The 22,303-nt window shown below is 58.8% G+C and carries 23 protein-coding genes and 2 tRNA genes; 6 read left to right on the plus strand and 19 right to left on the minus strand.

Features of this window, described 5'->3' with window-relative positions:
• The 4 genes from KIG99_RS00005 to KIG99_RS00020 form a co-directional block, all read left to right on the plus strand.
• Window positions 1-205: CheR family methyltransferase (locus KIG99_RS00005; protein ID WP_319002346.1), on the plus strand; the 205-nt coding region annotated here is incomplete at its 5' end.
• Window positions 202-714 (plus strand): chemotaxis protein CheD, encoded by a 513-nt coding sequence (locus KIG99_RS00010; protein WP_226458189.1) that lies wholly within the window; start codon window positions 202-204, stop codon window positions 712-714. The genes KIG99_RS00005 and KIG99_RS00010, both read left to right, overlap by 4 nt.
• The gene (locus KIG99_RS00015; RefSeq protein ID WP_226461767.1) at window positions 707-1,792 is read left to right on the plus strand and encodes a protein-glutamate methylesterase/protein-glutamine glutaminase; all 1,086 of its coding nucleotides are present in this window, start codon (window positions 707-709) and stop codon (window positions 1,790-1,792) included. Before KIG99_RS00010 ends, KIG99_RS00015 begins: the two co-directional genes overlap by 8 nt.
• A 19-nt stretch (window positions 1,793-1,811) precedes the next feature.
• Entirely contained in the window at window positions 1,812-2,651 is an 840-nt protein-coding gene (locus KIG99_RS00020) for an HDOD domain-containing protein (protein ID WP_226458190.1), read from the plus strand.
• A 26-nt stretch (window positions 2,652-2,677) separates the two neighbouring features.
• Here KIG99_RS00020 and KIG99_RS00025 read toward each other — a convergent pair whose 3' ends face one another.
• The 3 genes from KIG99_RS00025 to KIG99_RS00035 form a co-directional block, all read right to left on the minus strand.
• Window positions 2,678-3,001, minus strand: coding sequence for a DUF2249 domain-containing protein (locus tag KIG99_RS00025; protein WP_226458191.1), 324 nt, complete (start codon window positions 2,999-3,001; stop codon window positions 2,678-2,680).
• An 83-nt stretch (window positions 3,002-3,084) separates the two neighbouring features.
• The gene (locus tag KIG99_RS00030) at window positions 3,085-4,395 is read right to left on the minus strand and encodes a homoserine dehydrogenase (protein WP_226458192.1); all 1,311 of its coding nucleotides are present in this window, start codon (window positions 4,393-4,395) and stop codon (window positions 3,085-3,087) included.
• A gap of 81 nt (window positions 4,396-4,476) precedes the next feature.
• The gene (locus KIG99_RS00035; protein WP_226458193.1) at window positions 4,477-5,706 is read right to left on the minus strand and encodes a pyridoxal phosphate-dependent aminotransferase; all 1,230 of its coding nucleotides are present in this window, start codon (window positions 5,704-5,706) and stop codon (window positions 4,477-4,479) included.
• A 123-nt stretch (window positions 5,707-5,829) separates the two neighbouring features.
• On the opposite strand from KIG99_RS00035, the gene KIG99_RS00040 reads away from it, so the two are divergent.
• On the plus strand, window positions 5,830-6,201 hold the full coding sequence (locus tag KIG99_RS00040; RefSeq protein ID WP_226458194.1) for an Mth938-like domain-containing protein: 372 nt from the start codon (window positions 5,830-5,832) through the stop codon (window positions 6,199-6,201).
• Window positions 6,202-6,607: 406 nt separating this feature from the next.
• Here KIG99_RS00040 and KIG99_RS00045 read toward each other — a convergent pair whose 3' ends face one another.
• The 3 genes from KIG99_RS00045 to KIG99_RS00055 all read right to left on the minus strand — a co-directional run bounded on the left by KIG99_RS00045 (window position 6,608) and on the right by KIG99_RS00055 (window position 8,337).
• Window positions 6,608-7,912 carry an EAL and HDOD domain-containing protein gene (locus KIG99_RS00045; RefSeq protein WP_226458195.1) on the minus strand — a complete coding sequence of 435 codons (1,305 nt, stop codon included), beginning with the start codon at window positions 7,910-7,912 and terminating at the stop codon, window positions 6,608-6,610.
• Window positions 7,913-8,151: 239 nt separating this feature from the next.
• Window positions 8,152-8,228, minus strand: a tRNA-Arg gene (locus KIG99_RS00050).
• Window positions 8,229-8,260: 32 nt separating this feature from the next.
• Window positions 8,261-8,337 (minus strand) — tRNA-Pro (locus KIG99_RS00055).
• Window positions 8,338-8,476: 139 nt separating this feature from the next.
• Between KIG99_RS00055 and dksA the strand changes: the two genes are divergently transcribed.
• The gene (gene dksA, locus KIG99_RS00060; protein ID WP_226440038.1) at window positions 8,477-8,902 is read left to right on the plus strand and encodes an RNA polymerase-binding protein DksA; all 426 of its coding nucleotides are present in this window, start codon (window positions 8,477-8,479) and stop codon (window positions 8,900-8,902) included.
• Between the two features lie 116 nt (window positions 8,903-9,018).
• Here dksA and pnp read toward each other — a convergent pair whose 3' ends face one another.
• From pnp to KIG99_RS00125, 13 genes are all read right to left on the minus strand, one after another.
• Entirely contained in the window at window positions 9,019-11,148 is a 2,130-nt protein-coding gene (gene pnp / locus KIG99_RS00065) for a polyribonucleotide nucleotidyltransferase (RefSeq protein ID WP_226458196.1), read from the minus strand.
• A gap of 129 nt (window positions 11,149-11,277) precedes the next feature.
• Window positions 11,278-11,547: a 30S ribosomal protein S15 gene (gene rpsO, locus KIG99_RS00070; protein WP_226458197.1), complete on the minus strand. Its 270-nt coding sequence runs from the start codon at window positions 11,545-11,547 to the stop codon at window positions 11,278-11,280.
• 104 nt (window positions 11,548-11,651) lie between these two features.
• A complete protein-coding gene (gene truB / locus KIG99_RS00075; RefSeq protein WP_226458198.1) occupies window positions 11,652-12,551 on the minus strand; it encodes a tRNA pseudouridine(55) synthase TruB in 900 nt (299 codons plus the stop codon).
• Between the two features lie 5 nt (window positions 12,552-12,556).
• Window positions 12,557-12,928 (minus strand): 30S ribosome-binding factor RbfA, encoded by a 372-nt coding sequence (gene rbfA / locus KIG99_RS00080; RefSeq protein ID WP_226458199.1) that lies wholly within the window; start codon window positions 12,926-12,928, stop codon window positions 12,557-12,559.
• Entirely contained in the window at window positions 12,928-15,678 is a 2,751-nt protein-coding gene (gene infB / locus KIG99_RS00085; RefSeq protein ID WP_226458200.1) for a translation initiation factor IF-2, read from the minus strand. Before infB ends, rbfA begins: the two co-directional genes overlap by 1 nt.
• Before the next feature lie 16 nt (window positions 15,679-15,694).
• Window positions 15,695-17,167, minus strand: a complete 1,473-nt coding sequence (gene nusA / locus KIG99_RS00090; protein WP_226458201.1) for a transcription termination factor NusA — start codon at window positions 17,165-17,167, stop codon at window positions 15,695-15,697.
• Between the two features lie 21 nt (window positions 17,168-17,188).
• Window positions 17,189-17,629, minus strand: a complete 441-nt coding sequence (rimP, locus tag KIG99_RS00095) for a ribosome maturation factor RimP (RefSeq protein WP_226444209.1) — start codon at window positions 17,627-17,629, stop codon at window positions 17,189-17,191.
• Window positions 17,630-17,757: 128 nt separating this feature from the next.
• Entirely contained in the window at window positions 17,758-18,804 is a 1,047-nt protein-coding gene (gene rluB / locus KIG99_RS00100) for a 23S rRNA pseudouridine(2605) synthase RluB (protein WP_226458202.1), read from the minus strand.
• On the minus strand, window positions 18,794-19,276 hold the full coding sequence (scpB, locus tag KIG99_RS00105) for an SMC-Scp complex subunit ScpB (protein WP_264180443.1): 483 nt from the start codon (window positions 19,274-19,276) through the stop codon (window positions 18,794-18,796). Before scpB ends, rluB begins: the two co-directional genes overlap by 11 nt.
• Window positions 19,277-19,304: 28 nt before the next feature.
• The gene (locus KIG99_RS00110; protein WP_226458203.1) at window positions 19,305-20,144 is read right to left on the minus strand and encodes a segregation and condensation protein A; all 840 of its coding nucleotides are present in this window, start codon (window positions 20,142-20,144) and stop codon (window positions 19,305-19,307) included.
• A gap of 2 nt (window positions 20,145-20,146) precedes the next feature.
• The gene (locus KIG99_RS00115) at window positions 20,147-20,437 is read right to left on the minus strand and encodes a lipid-A-disaccharide synthase N-terminal domain-containing protein (protein WP_226458204.1); all 291 of its coding nucleotides are present in this window, start codon (window positions 20,435-20,437) and stop codon (window positions 20,147-20,149) included.
• Window positions 20,437-21,639, minus strand: coding sequence for a tryptophan--tRNA ligase (locus KIG99_RS00120; protein WP_226458205.1), 1,203 nt, complete (start codon window positions 21,637-21,639; stop codon window positions 20,437-20,439). Before KIG99_RS00120 ends, KIG99_RS00115 begins: the two co-directional genes overlap by 1 nt.
• Window positions 21,640-21,645: 6 nt before the next feature.
• Entirely contained in the window at window positions 21,646-22,299 is a 654-nt protein-coding gene (locus KIG99_RS00125) for a site-2 protease family protein (RefSeq protein WP_226458206.1), read from the minus strand.
• Window positions 22,300-22,303 lie beyond the last annotated feature (4 nt).

Here is a 22,303-nt window from a genome sequence, read left to right on the forward strand (position 1 = left end):
CGATGCAGAGATCGGCGAATTCGAGGTTATTTTTCTGCGCAACGTGATGATTTATTTCGACCCGCCGACCAAGACCAAAGTCGTGCATAACCTGTTACCCCGGCTCAAATCCGGCGGTCATCTGATCATTGGCCATTCGGAAACCCTGAATGGTCTTACCGACCGGGTTGAAGCCATCCTGCCGACGATCTACCGCAAGCCATGACCAGCGTGGCGCCGGAACCCCACACCGTTTTTCTCAATCCCGGCGAGTTTTACTTCGGCTCCGGCATGACCCGTATTTCCACCCTGCTCGGTTCCTGTGTTTCAATCACGCTTTGGCACCCGCGCCGCAAGATCGGCGGCATGTGTCACTACATGCTGACCGAGCGAAACCGTCCTGCCGGAGCTCCTCTTGACGGACGTTTCGGTAGTGAGGCTTTCGAGATGTTTCTGCAACAGGTAGAAGCCGCGGGTACGCATCCCGGCGAATATCAGGCAAAGCTCTTCGGTGGCGCCAACATGTTGAGTGGTCCAGGAGGAGAAAAAATGGATATTGGCCCTCGTAATATAGAACTCGGACGAAAAATGCTTGCCGCCCGGCATATTGCCTTGATGGCCGAACATGTTGGCGGCAGCGGCCGCCGCAAACTGCATTTTGATATCTGGAGCGGCGATGTCTGGCTGGCCTTCCCGCAAGGTAGCGATGCCAGCATCAGGAGCAGCAATGGCTGAGCAGCGAATCAAGGTAATGATTGTCGATGACTCGGCCGTCGTCCGGCAGGTCATCTCGCAGGCCCTGATGGCTGATGCCGGGATCGAAGTCATCGGTACGGCGGCTGATCCGATTTTTGCCCTGCAAAAAATGAATGCCCAGTGGCCCGATGTTCTGGTCGTCGACATTGAAATGCCGCGCATGGATGGCATTACCTTCCTCAAGAAAGTGATGGCCGAGCGTCCGACGCCGGTTGTCGTCTGCTCGTCGCTAGCCGAAAAAGGCGCACAAGCAACCTTCGAGGCCCTCTCTGCCGGTGCTGTTTCAATCATCACGAAGCCCAAGGTCGGACTGAAAAACTTTCTGGAAGACGCCTCCAACGATATCGTCCAGGCTGTACGCAGCGCGGCTCGTGCCAATATGCGCGCGGTCCGCACGACGGCTGCGCCAGCTACATTTTCAGGCTTTCGTCCGAAGCTGACGGCAGACGTCATGCTCAGTTCCGCGAATAATGCCGCCCTGGTCAAGACCACGGAACAGCTTGTTGCCATCGGCACCTCGACCGGCGGCACGCAGGCGCTGGAGATCGTTCTCAGCAAGCTCCCGGCAACGGCACTGGGAATTGTCGTGGTCCAGCACATGCCGGAAAAATTCACCGCCATGTTTGCCGAACGACTGAACAACCTGTGCCAGATCGAAGTACGCGAAGCCAAAAACGGGGACCGCGTCATGCCTGGCCGGGCATTGATCGCGCCTGGCGGTCGACACATGATGCTCAAGCGAAATGGTGCCCAGTATGTCGTCGAAGTCGTCGATGGCCCGTTGGTGAATCGCCACAAACCGTCGGTTGATGTACTTTTCCGCTCGGTTGCAAAGTTTGCCGGGGCCAATGCACTGGGCATCATCATGACCGGCATGGGGGATGACGGGGCGCGCGGCATGAAGGAAATGCATGCTACAGGGGCCCACACGATCGCCCAGGATGAAGCCAGCTGCGTTGTTTTCGGGATGCCCAAGGAAGCAATCAAGCTCGGAGCCGTCGATCAGGTAATCGCACTGGAACAGATTCCGCAAGCAATCGTCAGCTTCGGCAAGTAATTCAGCAGGGAGAAATGAAATGAACGACGTCAAGGAAGCTCTCTATGCCATCGCTGCCGATGCGGTGCGAGGCGACATGGTCTTTCCGACCAACGCCGAAATTGGCTTGCGCGTGCAAAAACTGCTGGATGACCCGGATTGCTCGATCGATCAGCTCGCCAAGCTGATCTCGGCAGAACCGGTCCTCCTGTCACGGGTCATCGGCATTGCCAACTCGGTTGCCTACAATCCTTCCGGACAGGCCATGAACGACGTTCGTTCGGCCATTTCGCGACTGGGCTTCAATACGCTGCGCATTCTTGTCATGGCCGTCATCGTCAGACAGATGCAAGGGCTGTCGCAGTCGCCGGAACACCGGGCGATTGCTGCCCGATTGTGGGAGCATACAGCCCACGTTGCCGCACTGGCCCGTGTCATTGCCCGCCGCGTCACCCACCAGGATCCCGATGCAGCCTTCTTCGCCGGCATCGTGCATGAAATCGGTGGCTTCTACCTGATTTCGAAGGTCGGTCGTTACCCGAACCTGCTCAACAGCGGTTTCGAGGTGTGGCGCGATGAAGGCGAGGCGCGCATCAGCGGCACCATCCTGCAGATACTTGGTGTCCCGGAAAAAATACAGGAAGCAATAAGCAGCCTGTGGAACGGCTATCTGTCGATGCCGCCCCAATCGCTCGGCGATACCCTGCTGCTTGCGGATCAGTTGTCGCCGGTCTGCTCGCCCTTGAGCAGTGGTGATGATTTGCCGCAAAAGACACCACCGGCCGATCTCGACATGATGATTGATGATGCGATGTTGAGCCAGGTACTCGCCGAGTCGGCGGCTGAGGTGAAATCCCTGACCGATGCGCTGAACGCATAGCGCTCGCCCAAGGTGCCGCGAGAGGCTTAACCCAGCACGGAAAAATCAATCACGATCGCACCCGGCTCGCGTTGCTGGTAAGCAATCCCCAGGCGCTCGCCATAACGCTGCTGCAGTTGTGCCAGTAGCGGCAAAGGATCGTGGTCATTGCAAAAACGCATGGTCTCGCCAGGGTGCAGGGCATCAAGTGCGCCGAAGATCGCGGCATGGCGAAACCGCTTGGCAACACCACGCGCATCAAAGGGATAGAGTGCGGCAGGGGTTGAGTGGTCGCAGACGTGAATGGCTTGCATGATGGCTCCTTGGGTCGGATTCAAAAAATGTGAAAGGCGATTTTGCCCGGTCGCCATTCACATTTCCTTGATCCATCTTGGCAAGCCCATAAAGAAAACGGGGGCTTTGCCCCCGTTGACCGTTCAGAACAGCTTGCGGCTTATTGCAGCTCTTCCAGGCGAATGCGCTTGACCTTGCCCTTTTGTGCAGCGAGAGCTTCGATCTTGGCGATCGCTGCGTCCGCAGCGCTTTCCTTGCAAACGTGGGTCAGGATGATGATGTCGGTCTCGCCTTCGCCCTCTTCCGGCTCACGCTGCAGCATGGCATCAATCGAGATCGCCTGGTCGGCCAGGATGCGCGTCACGTCGGCGAGCACGCCCGGCTTGTCTTCCACTCGCAGGCGCAAGTAGTAGCCGGTTTCAATCTCGCTCATCGGCAGGATCGGCAGGTTGGACATCGCATCCGGCTGGAACGCCAGGTGCGGCACACGGTGCGCCGCATCGGCGGTGGCCAGGCGGGTGACATCGACCAGATCAGCGATGACAGCGGAAGCGGTCGGCTCGGCGCCGGCGCCCTTGCCGTAGTACATCGTGGCACCGACGGCGTCGCCCTTGACCAGCACGGCATTCATCGCACCCTCGACGTTGGCGATCAGGCGCTTGGCCGGAATCAGGGTCGGATGGACGCGCAGCTCGATGCCGTTATCGCGACGCTTGGCAATGCCGAGCAGCTTGATGCGGTAGCCGAGCTGTTCGGCGTACTTGATGTCGGAAGCTTCAAGCTTGGTGATGCCTTCAACGTAAGCCTTGTCGAACTGCACGGGGATGCCGAAAGCGATGGAGGCAATCAGGGTCGCCTTGTGGGCGGCATCGACACCTTCGATATCGAAAGTCGGATCCGCTTCGGCGTAACCCAGGCGCTGCGCTTCCTTGAGCACGGTGTCGAAGGACAGGCCCTTGTCGCGCATTTCGGAAAGGATGAAGTTGGTCGTGCCGTTGATGATGCCGGCCGCCCACTCGATGCGATTGGCCGAGAGGCCTTCGCGCAGCGCCTTGATGACCGGAATGCCACCCGCTACAGCCGCTTCGAAAGCGACCATGACGCCCTTCTGTTGGGCGGCATTGAAAATTTCGGTGCCATGCACGGCGAGCAAGGCCTTGTTGGCGGTCACGACATGCTTGCCGTTGGCAATCGATTGCAGGACCAGTTCCTTGGCAACGCCGTAGCCACCGATCAGTTCGACGATGATGTCGATTTCGGGGTCGCTGACCAGCGCGAAGGCGTCATCGGTCACCCGGGCTTCGCCACCGGTAATCTGCTTGGCCAGTTCGACGTTCTTGTCGGCCACGGCAGTAATGCGAATCGGCCGGCCGGCGCGGCGGGCGATTTCGTCCGCATTGCGCTTGAGAACAGTCCAGGTACCACCGCCGACGGTGCCGATGCCGATTAGGCCAACATTGATAGGTTTCATATATGGGTCGAGTGAGTTAGTTGTTAGGATCAAGTTACTTAGGGGCCAGGGCTGACAGCGCCAGCCTCTGACAGCTAATGGCTAGTTGGTGCCGTGCCGCTTGCGGTAATTTTCCAGGAAGCGCGCAATACGACCGATGGCCTCCTTGAGATCGTCTTCGTGCGGCAGGAAGACCAGGCGGAAATGGTCCGGATGCGGCCAGTTGAAACCGGTGCCCTGCACGAGCAGTACCTTTTCTTCCTGCAGCAACTCGGTGATGAAGGCCTGGTCGTTCTTGATCGGGTAGATCTTCGGATCGAGCTTCGGGAACATGTACAGCGTCGCCTTGGGCTTGACGCAAGTCACGCCGGGAATGGCGGTAATCAAGTCATGCGCGATATCGCGCTGGCGACGCATGCGACCACCTTCACCGACCAGATCATCGATGCTCTGGTAACCGCCGAGCGCCGTCTGGATGCCATGCTGGCCCGGCGCGTTGGCACACAGGCGCATCGAGGACAGCATGTCGAGGCCTTCGATGTAGTCCTTGGCGTGCCGCTTGTCGCCGGAAACGATCATCCAGCCGGCGCGATAGCCGCAGGAACGATAGTTCTTGGACAGACCATTGAACGTAATGGTCAGAACATCCTCGGACAGCGAAGCAATCGAAGTATGCGTCTCGGCGTCGTAAAGCACCTTGTCGTACACCTCGTCGGCGTAGATGATCAGGTGATGCTGACGGGCGATTTCGACCAGTTCCTTGAGCAGTTCGTCCGGGTACAGGGCACCGGTCGGATTGTTCGGATTAATGATGACGATCGCCTTGGTGTGCTTGGTGATCTTCTTGCGAATATCGTCGAGGTCCGGATACCAGCCGTTCTCCTCATCGCACAGGTAATGCTTCGGCGTACCGCCGGACAAGCTGATTGCAGCCGTCCACAGCGGGTAGTCAGGCGCCGGCACCAGTACTTCGTCTTCGACATCAAGCAGCGCGTTCATGGCCATCACGATCAACTCGGAGACGCCGTTGCCGACGTAGATGTCCTCCAGCGTCACCCCCTTGATACCCTTCTGCTGGGTATAGTGCATGATCGCCTTGCGCGCCGCAAAGATGCCCTTGGAGTCGGTGTAGCCCGCCGCATTGGGCAGGTTGCGAATGATGTCCTGCTGGATTTCTTCGGGCGAATCGAAACCGAACGCGGCGAGGTTGCCGATGTTCAGTTTTATGATCTTGTGACCCTCGTCCTCCATCTGCTTGGCCTTCTGCAGCACGGGGCCGCGGATGTCGTAGCAGACGTTGGCAAGCTTGGCGGACTTCTTGATTTGTTTCATGACTCCATCCATCGGGAAAGCAACCGGCGACAATCGGCCGGAGTGCCGTACTCCAAAAGGTATAATCCTACTTTATCGCATGGTGCACCGCAATTTCGGCGGGCCTTTCGGACTGATATCGCTGTGAAATTACACCAATCCAATATTGCCGGACTCAACATGTTCACCGCCTACGGTGAAGGTTACGTAGCGGTCAACAACGAAAAACATGGCAAAAACCTGATTTTGTTGCCGGAATCGATCATTCATGAATGGTCGACCGCCACGCCCGAATCGCTGGGCGAAGCTGACATGGAGAAGTTGCTGACCCTGGGAACGGAAATCATCTTGCTCGGCACCGGCAAGCGCCTGCGCTTTCCGCCGGGTGCCCTGCTCCGGCCATTTGCCCCGGCCGGTATCGGCCTGGAAGTGATGGACCTGCAGGCGGCCTGTCGAACCTACAACATCCTTGCCGCCGAAGGCCGCAAGGTCGCCGCGGCACTGCTCTTCGACTAAACCGAAGACTGCTCGCCAGGGATTCCCGGCGACCATAGGCTCATGTCCGCCAATGGAATATCGAACATGCGACGTTGCATGGTGACCCGCCGCTCAGCCATGCCTGGTGGGGGCCCCTGTACGTTTTTCCGGCGGTCATTGCCTGCCCGACGATCCTGTTTTATCACGATGCTGAATTTCTCTTTATGCCGTTTCGTCGCGCACGCCGAAGGTGCGCACGAAATCCCAAGTTGAGGTTGCCGACAAATCGTCTGCAGCGCCCTGCCATCGGGGAGCCCTCAACGCCAATTAATGACAGGCGACTAATGTAACACAGGGCGCAGGCCGGGAAAAACGATTCAGACGTTTTGTATTCCCCTCCCGAGAAGCCGAACGGTCAACACGGTGAAACAGGCATTTTTGCGCCCTAGCCCAGCAAATCGGAGGTTGCCCAGGCCATCGCCGTACTATAAGTATTCAACAACCGGGTTGGATCGATCGCCATCAGCCCCGCCATCGTCACGGCCTGGTCGATACGGCATCTCTCCAGAGCAATCATCAGCACCAGATAACGCACATAAGGCCCCTCGTTCCTCAGCAAGGCCATCGATACGGCTTCGGGCAGATGCATCCTGCCCAGGACAGCCGCCATCGGCATGCCAAGCAGACTGTCAACAACGGAAAGCATGCCAAGCAGGAAAAGCTCGCCCGCCAGTTTCTTGTCCCCTCCGGGAGCCAGGGCTTCGAGACAACAGGCGCGACTCAGGGCTATGACCAGCAATGTTTCATCCAGCCCCCTTTGGGCATCAATGCGAAACATTGCCAAGGTCAGCCAGCGGTAAACCGCATCCCGCCCTAGCAGCATGATGGCTTCTTCCAGATTCGAAACCCGGCGCGACAGTCCGGAAAGGGGTGAATTGGCCATTTCGAGAAGCTTCAGAACCACCGCCGGATCGCGCTTTGCGGTAGCGGCAACCACGGCGGGTTCAGCGTCACTGCGCAGCTGATTCAGCATTTCGATGACCACCAGACGACTCTGACTCAAGCGCCCGGCCTGCTCCGCCTCATCCGGCGTGGCGGCAAATCCGCCAGTGCAGTAATCAACCCCCAGCGACTGGAAAAAGCGAAACTCGGCCCAGGAACTGACGTCACGCACAACCACAGGCAACCGAGGATAGCGCTGACGGACAGCCTTAACCATCTGCTCAAGCGCGGCCAACTCGCCAGCGCGCGCGTCGAGCAGCACCATATCGGCAAGATCACCAGAGGCATCCGGCAAGTCAAAAAAGGCAGCATCCACTGCCACCCTGGCCCCGCATGCGCGAATATCCCGTGCCACAGCATACCAGGCGTCAGGTGCCGCAACCGAGGCAAGCAACAGATGAAAGTATGTCCGGGCGGTAGCGAGGCAGCCGAAATCAGCGCCTTGCCATTGCTCAATGGTAACCGGCATCACCACCAGACGCTTTTCGGCCAGGCGTGTGACGTTTTCAGAACGGAATGCATCAAGCAACTGCTGGCCGGTAATGACGGAACCCGCACTCACCGGACTGGCAGGCAAAAAGTAGCCGGCAATCCTGGCATGGGCATCAAGCATTTCATGCCAGCTGACCAACACCGAGCGCACGGGAGGCTCGACTGGCAGGGGCTTCGCGACAGGCTGCGGAGTGGTTCTTGAAGCTTCGCTATCAGGACGCGACAAAAAACCGAAAATGCGCTTGAAAAAACCCATTGGCTATCAACACCCGCAGATGAAGGATCAGGCAGCCCTCGCCACTGACCCGGCAAAAGGAAAAGAAGGATAGGGGCACATCGACAGAAAACCGTTTGATTCTGCCAGCCAACGTTATTCAAGCATGCCGAATAGTTTCCTCGACGCCAAATACCCAAAACCGAAACGCGTACCACCAGGAACCGGCCGGCTCCGATTGCATTCAGGGAAGCAACAGAGAAAGGACAGGAGATGGAGCGTGGTGTGCCCGGAGGGACTCGAACCCCCGACCTGCTGCTTAGAAGGCAGCTGCTCTATCCAGTTGAGCTACGGGCACTTGAGGGTGAAGCGGGAAAACAGGGAAGGAATTGGTCGGGGCGGTGGGATTCGAACTCACGACCCTCTGCTCCCAAAGCAGATGCGCTACCAGACTGCGCTACGCCCCGACACGAGGAAGCGCATTCTAGCACCACCCGGAAACCCGCACCAGTACTGGAGCCTGACTTTTAAAAATAAACTTTTCTTGCGACAAGGCGGGCTTTCTGATATTTAATCGCCTTTTTCGCCACCAGGACGCACAAGAAAATGGCAGAAGACCTGCTCCACAAACATTTCGCGCCGTACGAACCCAAAGCGGGTGAAGACTACATGAGCACCAAGCAACTCGCGCATTTCCGCAAGATTCTTGAGACGCTCAAAAAGGAACTCAGCGAGGATATCGACCGCACCGTGCACACCATGCAGGACGAGGCCACCGTCTTTGCCGACCCGAATGACCGGGCCAGCCAGGAAACCGATATTGCCATCGAACTGCGCAATCGCGACCGCGAACGCAAGCTGATCAAGAAGATCGACGAAACGCTGGGTCGCATCGAAAGCGGCGAATACGGCTTCTGTGACAAGTGCGGTGTCGAAGTTGGCATCAAGCGCTTGGAAGCCCGCCCGACGGCCACCCTGTGCATCGATTGCAAGACGCTGGAAGAAATGAAAGAACGCCAGATGGCGAAATAATCGCCAAATCGTTCCGCAGCGGTCGACATCAGTAAAACCGCCAAAAACAAAGGGCGCCGCAAGGCGCCCTTTGTGCGTTCAGACTCCCGCCAGGGCGGGAGTCTTCAGCCAGCTGATTACTGGGCAGCTTCCGGTGCGGCAGCCGGGGCCGTACCCTCTTCTGCAGCAACCGCCTTCATCGACAGCTTGACGCGGCCACGGTCGTCGGTCTCGAGAACCTTGACGCGAACAACCTGGCCTTCCTTGACGTAGTCTTCGACCTTGTTGACGCGCTCCTGGGCGATCTGCGAGATGTGCAGCAGACCATCCTTGCCCGGCAACACGGAAACGATCGCACCGAAATCAAGAATCTTCAGCACGGTACCTTCGTAGATCTTGCCGATCTCGACTTCCGCCGTGATCGCATCGATGCGCGAACGGGCAGCCGCGGCAGCTTCGCCACTGGTCGCGGCGATGGTGATCGTGCCGTCGTCCTGGATGTCGATCGTGGTGCCGGTTTCTTCGGTCAGCGCGCGAATGACGGCGCCGCCCTTGCCGATCACGTCACGGATCTTTTCCGGGTTGATCTTGAAGGTGTAGAGACGCGGTGCGTAGGCCGACATTTCCTCACGCGGACCAGCAGCAGCTTCCTGCATCAGGTTCAGGATGTGCAGACGGGCTTCCTGGGCTTGCGCCAGGGCAACCTGCATGATTTCCTTGGTGATGCCCTGGATCTTGATATCCATCTGCAGCGCGGTAATACCAGCGGTCGTCCCGGCCACCTTGAAGTCCATGTCGCCGAGGTGATCTTCGTCACCCAGGATGTCGGTCAGCACGGCGAAACGGTTGCCGTCCTTGATCAGACCCATGGCGATACCGGCAACGTGCGCCTTGAGCGGCACGCCGGCGTCGAGCAGGGCCAGACAGCCGCCACAAACGGAAGCCATCGACGAGGAACCGTTGGATTCGGTGATTTCCGAAACCAGACGCATCGAGTACGAGAAGTCTTCCGGCTTCGGCAGCACGGCGAGCAGCGCGCGCTTGGCAAGACGACCATGGCCGATTTCACGACGCTTCGGCGTACCGACACGACCGCATTCGCCGGTGGCGTACGGGGGCATGTTGTAATGCAGCATGAAGCGGTCGCGGTATTCGCCAGCCAGCGCGTCGATGATCTGTTCGTCGCGGTTGGTACCAAGCGTGGCAACCGCCAGCGCCTGGGTTTCACCGCGGGTGAACAGGGCCGAACCGTGGGTACGCGGCAGGACGCCGGAACGCATGGTGATCGGACGCACGGTACGCGTGTTGCGACCGTCGATACGCGGGGCACCGCTCAGGATGCGGCCGCGCACGATGGAGGCTTCGATTTCATGGAACAGGTTGCCGACGGTGTTTTCATCCGAGGCGCCCTCGGCACCGGTACACAGGGCGGCAACGGCTTCGGCGCGGATGACCTTGACGGCCTGGCTGCGCGTTTGCTTGACGGTGATGTTGTAGGCTTCTTCGAGCTTGGCCGTGACCAGGGCCGACAGGCTGGCAACCAGCGCTTCGTCCTTGGGAGCAGCTTGCCAATCCCATTCCGGCTTGCCGGCCTCTTCAACCAGTTCGTTGATGGCGTTGATCGCCTTCTGCATTTCGGTGTGACCGAAAACAACAGCACCGAGCATGATTTCTTCGGACAGTTGGTCGGCTTCGGATTCAACCATCAGCACGGCAGCTTCGGTACCGGCAACAACGAGGTCGAGCTGGCTGGACTTGAGCTGGCTCAGGGTCGGGCACAGGACGTACTGACCGTCGATATAGCCAACGCGGGCAGCACCGATCGGGCCATTGAACGGCACACCGGAAATAGCCAGGGCGGCAGAAGCGCCGATCAGGGCCGGGATATCGGAGTCAACTTCCGGGTTCAGCGACATCACCGTGGCGATGACCTGAACTTCGTTGTAGAAACCTTCCGGGAACAGCGGACGGATCGGGCGGTCGATCAGGCGGCAGGTCAGCGTTTCCTTTTCGGAAGGACGACCTTCGCGCTTGAAGAAGCCACCGGGGATACGACCGGCAGCGTAAACTTTTTCCTGATAATCAACGGTCAGCGGGAAGAAATCCTGACCCGGCTTGGCACTCTTGGCAGCCACGACGGTAACCAGAACAACGGTTTCTTCCATGGAAACGAGGACGGCACCGCCAGCCTGGCGGGCAACTTCGCCGGTCTCGATGGTGACCTGATGGTCGCCATAGGCGAAGGTCTTTTTCACGACATTAAACATATATTCCTTTCACTCTCATCACAATTAACAACAATAACAACAACTTACAACAACGAAAAAACAAGTTCGGAAAATGCAAAAAAGCGGCCGGGAGAATTCCGGGCCGCTCTTTCTTGGCTTTGGTGCTGCTTACTTACGCAGACCAAGGCGGGTAATCAGGGTACGGTAGGCATCAACATTCTTGCCCTTGAGGTAATCGAGCAGCTTGCGACGCTGATTGACCATACGCAGCAGACCACGACGCGAGTGGTGATCCTTCTTGTGTTCCTTGAAGTGCGGGGTCAGTTCATTGATGCGGGCGGTCAGCAGGGCGACCTGAACTTCGGGAGAACCGGTGTCGCCTTGGGCGCGCTGGAACTCGGCGACGACGCCGGCTTTGGTTTCGGTGGTGAATGCCATTTCAAACTCTCTTTCATGGTTACGACGCCGCCCCGGTTTGATAGAGCAAGCGCCAGTTGGATAAAATTTTCCGTTGGCGACGGAAAGCGCAGCAGTATATCAGCTTAAATAGCCAATTGCACCAGACGTTTCGGCCACAAGCGACCATCGCCACCTGGCTCGCCCACACCGATCAGTTGATCACCGGCATAGACCCGGATCTTTCCGCTCAGGCCGGCCGGCAAATCGACCGGATTGCCATGCCGGAAACGCGACTCTGCCTCACCTTCGACCGTAACAATCGGCAAGGTATGCACCAGCGCATCGACGGGCTGCAGACGCGCCATTCGCCCCGCCTCGTCGAGCGCCTCAAGTTCGGCCAGCGTCACGGCATTGACCAGATCGAGATCACCGACCACGGTACGCCGCAAAGCCGTCAGATGCGCACCACAGCCAAGCTCACGCCCGATGTCGGCGGCCAGCACGCGGATATAGGTTCCCTTGCTGCACGCAACACGCAAGCTCAGGCTGTCGCCGCTGAAAGCGAGACACTCGAGACGATGAATGGTCACCGCCCTCGCCTCTCGCTCAACCTCGATACCCTGACGAGCCAGCTCGTAAAGCGGCCGACCATCGCGCTTGAGCGCTGAGTGCATGGGCGGAATCTGCTGCAGGTCACCGGTAAACATCGGCAAAACGCGGAAAATGTCGCTTTCCGTGACGTTGACCGCGGCTGTTTCCAGCACCTTACCCTCAGCGTCACCGGAATCCGTCGTCACACCCAACTTGAGGACAGCCTCATAGGTCTTGTCGGCATCGAGCAGATCGGCCGAGAATTTGGTCGCTTCGCCGAAACATAGCGGCAAAAGGCCGGTCGCCAGAGGATCGAGAGTGCCGGTATGCCCGCCCTTGGCCGCCGAAAACAAACGACGCGCCTTTTGCAGCGCGTCGTTCGAAGTCAGGCCGATCGGTTTGTCGAGCAATAGAACACCATCGACCCGTTTCCAGGTCTTCTTCACTTGCATGGTGTTCAGTCTTCCGGGGTCAGGTCGCTGAGCGCGTTGGCCCGCTCGATCAGCGCCGACATGCTGGCGCCGTGCTGGATCGAGTTGTCGTAGACGAAATGCAGCTCAGGCAGGGTATGGATGTGGATGCGCCGGCCAAGTTCGCGACGCAGGAAACCGGAAGCACGCTTCAAGCCCTGCATGACCTCGTCGAGATGCTCGTCGTTGAGCGTCGCGAAGAAGACCTTGGCATGCGCATAATCCGGCGTCAACTCGACAGCCGTCAGGCTGACCATGCCGACGCGCGGATCCTTCAACTCGGTGCGAATGAGGTCGGCAAGGTCGCGGCGAACCTGCTCCGCGACCCGGTCACTACGCTGAAAACCTTTTTTCTTCATTACAGCGAGCGTGCCACTTCCTGGATTTCGTACACTTCGAGGTGATCGCCTTCTTGAATATCGTTGTTATTCTTGAGCGACAGACCACATTCGAAATTGCTGCGAACTTCCTTGACGTCATCCTTGAAGCGCTTGAGCGACTCGAGTTCACCATCCCACTGCACGACGTTGTTACGCAGCAGACGGATACGCGAATTGCGCTTGACGACACCTTCCAGCACGTAACAGCCGGCAATGTTACCGACCCTCGACACGGTGATGACCTGACGAATTTCGACCATACCGGTGATCTGCTCGCGCTTTTCTGGCGACAACATGCCGGAAAGCGCCGCCTTGACCTCGTCAACCGCATCGTAAATCACGTTGTAGTAACGGATATCGACACCGAAGGTTTCGGCCAGCTTGCGGGCGCCCGCATCGGCACGCGTATTGAAGCCGATGATGACGGCGCCCGAAGCCTGCGCCAGATTCACGTCGGATTCGCTGATCGCGCCAACCGCACCGTGGATGATCTGAACCCGGACTTCCTCGTTGGAAAGCTTGGCCAGCGTCTGCACCAGCGCTTCCTGCGAACCCTGCACGTCGGCCTTGACGATGAGGGCGAGCGACTTCATTTCGCCTTCCTTCATCTGCTCGAACATGTTCTCGAGCTTGGCAGCCTGCTGCTTCGCCAACTTGACGTCGCGGAACTTGCCCTGACGGAAGAGCGCGATTTCGCGCGCCTTCTTTTCATCGGTCAGCACAATGGCTTCTTCGCCGGCTGCCGGCACATCCGACAGACCGAGAATTTCGACCGGAATCGACGGACCGGCTTCATTGATCGGCTTGCCGTTCTCGTCGAGCATGGCACGAACGCGACCGAAAACCTGACCAGCCAGCACGACGTCGCCGCGCTTCAAGGTGCCGGACTGAACCAGCATCGTTGCCACGGCGCCACGCCCCTTGTCGAGACGGGCTTCGATGATCAACCCCTTGGCCGGTGCATCCTTCTGCGCCGTCAGTTCGAGAACCTCAGCCTGCAACAGAACCTGCTCGAGCAGTTCGTCGATGCCGGTACCCTTCTTGGCCGAGACCGAGACGAAGGGCGAATCGCCACCGTATTCTTCAGGAATGACGCCTTCCGCAACCAGCTCCTGCTTGACGCGATCCGGATTGGAATCCGGCTTGTCGATCTTGTTGACCGCTACAACCAGCGGCACACCGGCCGCCTTGGCGTGATGGATGGCTTCCTTGGTTTGCGGCATGACGCCGTCGTCGGCCGCCACCACCAGAATGACGATATCGGTCGCCTTGGCACCACGGGCACGCATCGCGGTAAACGCTTCGTGACCCGGGGTATCGAGGAAGGTCACCATGCCACGGTCGGTTTCGACGTGGTAGGCACCGATGTGCTGGGTAATGCCGCCGGCTTCACCGGCTGCCACCTTGGCGCGACGAATGTAGTCGAGCAGCGAGGTCTTGCCGTGGTCGACGTGACCCATGACGGTAACCACCGGAGCACGCGGCTCAAGCGGCACATCCTTGTGATCGGCGGATTCTTCGAGGAAGGCATCCGGATCGTCAAGCTTGGCGGCAAATGCCTTGTGGCCCATTTCTTCGACGACGATCATCGCCGTTTCCTGGTCCAGCACCTGGTTGATGGTAACCATCGAGCCCATCTTCATCATCACCTTGATGATTTCGATCGCCTTGATTGCCATCTTGTGCGCCAGATCGGTCACGGAAATGGTTTCCGGCACATGCACTTCGCGCACGATGACTTCGGTCGGTGCCTGGAAGCTGCCCTGACCATCATCCGTTGCGTGGCCATGCTTCTTGTTGCCACCACGACCGCTCTTCCACGAAGAACCCGTATCCGAAGAACGCGTCTTGATGCCCTGCTTTTTCTTGCCATCGTCAGCACGAGCATTGCCGCCCTTCTTGGCGTCCTTGCCCGGCGCATCCGGCTTCTTGTGCAGCGTACCCTTTTCCGGGGCCGGTTCCTGCGTCTTGGCAACGGCAGCAGCCTGCTGCTTCGCCAACTCGGCAGCCTTGGCCGCAGCCGCAGCGACTTCCGCTTCCTGACGCATGCGCACCAGTTGCTGTTCGCGCGCCTGCTTTTCCTTCAGCTCGCGCTCCTGGATGGCACGCAACTGATTGTGGCGACGCTCCTGGGCTTCGCGAGCTTTCAGCTCTTCTTCACCAATAATGGCTGCACGCGTCAACGGAGCCGGACGAGTCACCACCGGGGCGACCGGCTCGGGCGCCTCAACCACCGGCTCAGGTGCCGGCTCAGGCATCGGTTCGGGTTCGGGCTCCGGCTCGGGTTCCGGAATGAGCTCGACCACCGGCTCAGGAATCGGCTCCGGCACGGGCTCGGGCGCAAGCTCGACCACCGGCTGCTCGATCGGCAACTCAGCTGCCACATCCAGCAGGGATTCGTCGCTTTCAGCCACGTCCGGATGATGATCACCAGCCTCGCGCTTGACGAGAACACGCTTCTTGCGCACCTCGACCTGCACGGTACGGGCGCGGCCATGTGCGTCGGTTGCCTTGATTTCCGAGGTCTGCTTGCGCATCAGGGTAATCTTGGTCTTGGAGTCGTCACCATGCGCACGGCGCAGGTAATCGAGCAGCTTGGCCTTGTCCTGATCAGTCAGGGTGCCGTTGTTATCCTGCGTGGCGACACCGGCCTTGCTCAATTGCTCGAGCAGGGCCGCGACCGGCATTTTCAGTTCAACAGCGAATTGTGAAACAGTTGTTGCGGACATACTTGCTACCTCCCGCTCACTCAAACCAGTGAGCACGTGCCTTCAGAATAAGTTCCTTGGCACGCTCATCGTCAATGCCGGTCATTTCAGTCAATTCATCGACAGCCAGTTCGGCGAGGTCGTCGCGCGTCTTGATGTCGTGACCAGCCAGTTTTGCGGCCAGCTCTTTGCTCATGCCTTCCAGACCGATCAGATCGTCTGAAACACTTTCAAGCTGCTCTTCAGTCGCGATGGCTTCAGTCAGCAACACGTTACGGGCGCGGTTACGCAACTCGTTAACGATGTCTTCGTCGAGACCATCGATTTCCAGCATTTCTGCCAGCGGCACATAGGCCACTTCTTCCAGCGTCGAGAAGCCTTCCTCGATCAGCAGATCGGCGAGTTCTTCGTCGATATCCAGCTTTTCCATGAAGACAACACGGGTCACTGCGTATTCGGCTTCGGAACGCTTGGCCGACTCGTCCTGGGTCATCAGATTGATGGTCCAGCCGGTCAACTCGGAAGCGAGGCGAACATTCTGACCACTGCGTCCGATGGCGATGGCGAGATTGTCTTCGTCCACCACGACATCCATGACGTGCTTTTCCTCATCGACAACGATGGAGGAAACCTCGGCCGGCGACAGCGCACCGATCACGAACTGGGCCGGATCAGCCGACCACAGGACGATATCGATGTTCTCGCCACCGATTTCGTTACGGACAGCGGTCACCCGCGAACCACGCAGACCGACACAGGTACCGATCGGATCAACGCGCGGATCGTTCGACTTGACGGCAATTTTGGCACGCAGACCGGGGTCGCGGGCACAAGCCTTGAGTTCCATCAGGCCGTCGGCGATTTCCGGCACTTCCATGTCGAACAGCTTGATGATGAATTCAGGCGCGGTACGCGACAGGATGATCTGCGGACCACGCGCATTGCGGTCGATGCGCAGCAGGTAGGCACGAATGCGATCGCCAACCCGGAGGTTTTCCTTGGGGATCATCTGGTCACGCGGCAGCAGGGCTTCGATCTTGCCGGCCTCGACGATCGCGTTGCCACGCTCCATGCGCTTGATGGTGCCGGAAACGACATGTTCCTTGCGATCCAGGAAGTCGGTCAGGATCTGCTCGCGCTCGGCGTCGCGAATCTTCTGCAGAATGACCTGCTTGGCAGCCTGGGCGCCGATCCGACCGAAATCGATAGGCTCCAGCCCTTCTTCGAGCGTATCGCCAACCTCGATCTCCGGATCGTCTTTTTGCGCTTCGGAAAGCGGCACTTCGAGGTATTCGTTGACGTATTCGTTGTCGGGCACGACCTGCCAGCGACGGAAGGAGTCGTAGTTACCGGTATTACGGTCGATCGAAACGCGAACATCGGCTTCGTCATGGATACGCTTCTTGGTCGCTGACGCGAGCGCCAGTTCAAGGGCAGCGAAGACGATTTCCTTGCCGACGTTCTTCTCGCGGGCCAAAGCATCGACCAGTAGCAAAATTTCACGGCTCATGGGCTAAAACCTCCTAGTCCTTCAGTCGAATCGCGGCACTAAACGTGCCTTTTCGATATTATTAAATTCGAGTTCCACTTCATCTTTTTCCAGTTGCAGGCCGACCTTGCCATCCTTCAGGCCGAGCAACCGACCCTGGAAATTGCGGCGACCGGCATGCGGAATGCGCAGCTTGATCTGGATATCCTGACCGGCGAAACGCTCGAAATCGGCAGCCTTCTTGACAACGCGATCGAGACCCGGCGAGGAGATTTCAAGGCGGTCAAAATCGACATTTTCCACCTCGAACACACGCGACAACTGATTGGAAACCTTGGCGCAATCCTCGACATCAATACCGGTCGCCTTTTCAGGAAGATCGATAAAGACGCGAATCGTACGGCCGCGCGGCGACATCTCGACATCGACGAGTTCATAACCCAGACCGGTAACGGTCGTTTCAAGCAGCGTGTTTAAATCCATAGCCACAAATAAAAAATGGGCGAAACGCCCACCTTGCCAAAAAAAGATGCCCCGCCAAAAACGACGGGAGGAACAAACCCGTGAATTATAACGAGTTTATCGCCTCCCGTAAATGAATCTGGCTGACTTTATGCACTCTCTGCGTGCGTTTGCGCCGGATTGATCGTTTTTTCCAGCTCACGCAGCAAAGCCTTGACATCACCCTCCGCCAGTTCGCGCACCCAGCCACGTTTCAACTGCGGCGGCAGGTTGAACGGGCCATAGCGCACACGAATCAGGCGACTGACCGTACAGTTGACCGCCTCGAACATGCGCCGCACCTCGCGATTGCGGCCTTCGAAAATCGTCACGCGATACCAGTGATTGGCGCCTTCGCCACCACCGTCGGTCAAACTGGCGAAGTTGGCCGGACCATCTTCGAGCTCAATGCCCTCGAGTAACTGCTTTTGTGCCTCCAGCGTCAGTTCACCGAGAACGCGCACGGCGTACTCGCGAACCAGTTCGGAACTCGGATGCATCAGCTTGTTGGCCAGTTCGCCCGAGGTCGTAAACAACAGCAGACCGGAGGTATTGAAGTCGAGACGTCCGACCGCGATCCAGCGCCCGCCACGAATGCGCGGCAAGGCGGCGAATACCGAGGGACGGCCATCCGGGTCGTCGCGCGAAACGATTTCGCCTTCCGGCTTGTGATACATGACAATGCGCGGCGTCCGGGTGGTGGTGAAACGAACATTCACCAGGCGCCCGCCGATCTTGATCTTGTCGGTCGGAATGACGCTCTGGCCGAGATGGGCCGGAACGCCATTAACCGTGATCCGGCCGGCGGCGATCCACTCCTCCATTTCGCGGCGTGAGCCGATACCGGCCTGGGCCAGCACCTTTTGCAAACGCTCCGGCTTGGACTCAAGCAGCGGCTTGCCGTTGCGCCCGACCGTGCCGCGATTGGCACGCCCGGATTGCGGCCCGAGACGCTGCCGCTTGGGCTTGGCGACGACCTCGGCGGCAGGCGCTTCGGCAAAATCCTCGCTTGGCGCGGGTTCGCGATTGACGGTGCGGGCCGCAGCGCGCCCAGCCCCCATCTTGAAGCGCGGCCGCTCGCCGGAGGCGTCCGGACGACTTGCTGCGCCCTCGCCCTTTTTCATCGGCGCACGCAGCGGTGTTTTTTTAGTTTTCATGGTTCAGCTCCAGTGTCTGGCTGATTTGTTCGAGCGGCGGCAGTTCACTGACGCTGCGCAGGCCCAGATCATCGAGAAATTGTTTGGTCGTGGCAAACAGTGCCGGCCGACCGGGGGTGTCACGATGGCCGACGACGTCGATCCAGCCTCGCTCTTCCAGTGTTTTTACTACATTGCTATTGACCGCCACGCCGCGAATTTCTTCGATATCGCCGCGCGTCACCGGCTGACGATAGGCAATGATCGCCAACGTTTCCAGCATCGCCCGCGAATAGCGGGGCGGTTTTTCCGGATTCAGCCGTTCCAGATAAGGCAGATATTCGACCCGCGTCCGGAAACGCCAGCCCGAAGCCAGTTGAATCAGCTCGACCGGGCGCTCTTCCCACTCTTCGCGCAACTGATCGAGCAATTTGCGCAGCGTATCGGTCGACAGTTCCTCATCGAACATTTTGCGCAGTTCGAGTGGCGTCATCGGCTCGCGGGCAGCGAGCAAGGCCGCCTCAAGCACCTTCTTGACCAGACTCGGTTCCACCTTGGTGCACTCTCACATAAATCGGCGCAAAGGCCTCGGTTTGGGTAAATTCGACCAGCTTTTCGCGGGCCAGCTCAAGCATGGCGAGAAAATGCACGACCAGACCGGGCGCGCCCATTTCCGGATCGAACATGGTTTCGAACTGCACGAAACCGCCGCGTTCCTGCAAAAGACGCAGGATGATGCCCATATGTTCGCGCACTGACAACTCTTCGCGCCCGATTTTATGGTGTTTGTGCAAGCTCGCCTGGCGCACCACCGCCATCCAGGCTTCTTTCAGATCATCGACCGAAACCTCCGGCAAGCGCACGTAGAGCGATTTTTCAACCAGCGTCTCGACCCAGTAGAACTCGCGATCCGCCTGCGGCAACTCGTTGAGCTTCTGGCCGGCGACCTTCATCTGCTCGTATTCCATCAGCCGGCGCACCAGCTCGGCGCGCGGATCTTCGCCCTCCTCACCTTCACCCAGCTTCGGGCGCGGCAGCAGCATGCGCGACTTGATCTCGATCAGCATTGCTGCCATCACCAGATATTCGGCGGCCAGTTCGAGATTGCTCGCCTGCATGCTGTCGATGTAAGCCAGATATTGCTTGGTCAGCGGCGCCATCGGAATGTCGAGGATATCGACATTGGCCTTTCGGATCAGGTAAAGCAGCAGGTCAAGCGGCCCTTCGAAGGCGTCGAGCATGATCTCGAGCGCATCCGGCGGAATGTAGAGATCCTGCGGCAGGTGCTCCATGGCCTCGCCATAAATGCGGGCAACCGGAACAAAAAGATCCGCTGCAGGCAGGTCGACCGTTGCGCTCATGCTCACGAGGCGACCGAACGACCCTTGCTCTTGTAATGCAGATGCAGATTACGCAGATAAATTACGACTGGCAGCGCCTGCCCGAAGATGAACACCGGGTCCTTGCGATGGATGGCATAGATGACCAGCACCAGACTACCGGCCAGGCTGAAGTACCAGAAGGCAACCGGAATCACCACCCGCTTTGCCTTTTCGCTACTCCACCACTGGATCACGAAACGCATCATGAACAGCGCCTGGCCGCCAAAGCCGATGCCGATCCAGATCAGGGACTCCCAGTCATAACCGAACATCAGTTGTATTCCAGCCCCATCGACTCACGTACATCGCGCATGGTTTCGCGGGCGTACTCGCGCGCCTTCTCGCAACCGTCGGCAATGATGTTTTTGACCAGGGTCGGATCGTCGAGATAGACCTGCGCCCGCTCACGCATCGGCGCCTGCTCACGCAGGATGCCGTCAATCACCGGCTGCTTGCATTCGATGCAACCGATGCCGGCAGTGCGACAGCCCTGCTGCACCCACTCCTTGCAGCCTTCGTTGGAGTAAACCAGATGCAACTGCCAGACTGGGCACTTGGTCGGCTCGCCCGGATCGTGGCGACGGGCGCGCGCCGGGTCGGTCGGCATGCTCTTGACCTTCTTGGCCACCGACTCTTCCGATTCGCGCATGGTGATCGTGTTGTGATACGACTTGGACATCTTCTGACCGTCCAGGCCGGGCATCTTGGAAGCCTCGGTCAGCAGGTAACCCGGCTCGACCAGAATCATCTTGCCGGTACCCTCGAGGAAACCAAACAGCCTTTCGCGGTCGACCGCCGAAAGATGCTGGATTTCATTGAGCATGGCCTTGGCCTGCTCGACCGCTTCCTTGTCACCATTCTGCTGGAAGCGGGTACGCAGCTCTTCGTAGAGACGCGCCTTCTTGCTGCCCAGCTTCTTGACGGCTTCGCGCGCCTTGTCCTCGAAGCCCGGTTCGCGACCGTACATGTGATTGAACCGGCGCGCCAGTTCGCGCGTGAATTCAACGTGCGGAATCTGGTCTTCGCCGACCGGCACCTTGTCGGCGCGGTAGATCAGGATGTCGGCGCTCATCAGCAGCGGATAACCGAGGAAGCCGTAGGTCGACAAATCCTTGTTGGCGAGCTTTTCCTGCTGATCCTTGTAGGTCGGCACGCGCTCCAGCCAGCCGAGCGGCGTCATCATCGACATCAGCAGATGCAGTTCGGCATGCTCCGGCACCTTGGACTGAATAAACAGGGTTGCCTGGTTGGGATCAACGCCGGCTGCCAGCCAGTCGATGATCATGTCCCAGGTGGCCTGCTCGATACCCTGCGGGTTCTCGTAGTGCGTCGTCAGCGCATGCCAGTCGGCCGCGAAGAAGAGGCAGGGATACTCATGCTGGAGCTTGACCCAGTTCTTGAGAACCCCGTGGTAGTGGCCGAGATGGAGGGCGCCGGTGGGGCGCATGCCGGAAAGAACACGTTCTGCGTACATAGTCGATCAATAAAGCCCAAAAATGGATTCGATAATCCGCGCCGAAAGAATGACGAGCGGACTCATGATGGTATTGAGGATACCGGTGAACATCAGCAGCAGCAAAATCGGGAAGCCCCAGCGCTCAAGCTGGGCAAACTTCCAGGCCAATCGGTGCGGCAAAAGACTGACCGCAATGCGCCCGCCATCGAGCGGCGGCAGCGGCAGGAGATTGAGCACCATCAGCACGCAATTGACGATGATGCCGGTCTTACTCATCTCGGAAAGTGGCACGGTGTAGTCGTTGACCGGCAGGGCCCAGGCCAGCTTGAGCATGAAGGCCCAGCAGAATGCCATGAACAGGTTGGCCGCCGGTCCGGCAATCGCCACCCAGAGCATGTCGCGCTTGGGATGACGCAGACGGCTGAAATCGACCGGCACCGGCTTGGCGTAGCCAAACAGGAAGGAGCCGCCGGAAAAGAGCAGGATGGCAACCGGAATGATGATGGTGCCGACCAGATCGATATGGCGCAGCGGGTTGAGCGTGATGCGTCCCGCCAGCCATGCGGTCGGGTCGCCGAAATGGCGGGCCACGTAGCCATGCGCCGCTTCGTGCAGCGTGATCGCAAAAATCACCGGCAAGGCGGCGATGGCAATGGTCTGGATCAGGCTCTCGAGCATGGCG

It is taken from the genome of Quatrionicoccus australiensis (assembly GCF_020510425.1).
Lineage (GTDB): Bacteria > Pseudomonadota > Gammaproteobacteria > Burkholderiales > Rhodocyclaceae > Azonexus > Azonexus australiensis_A.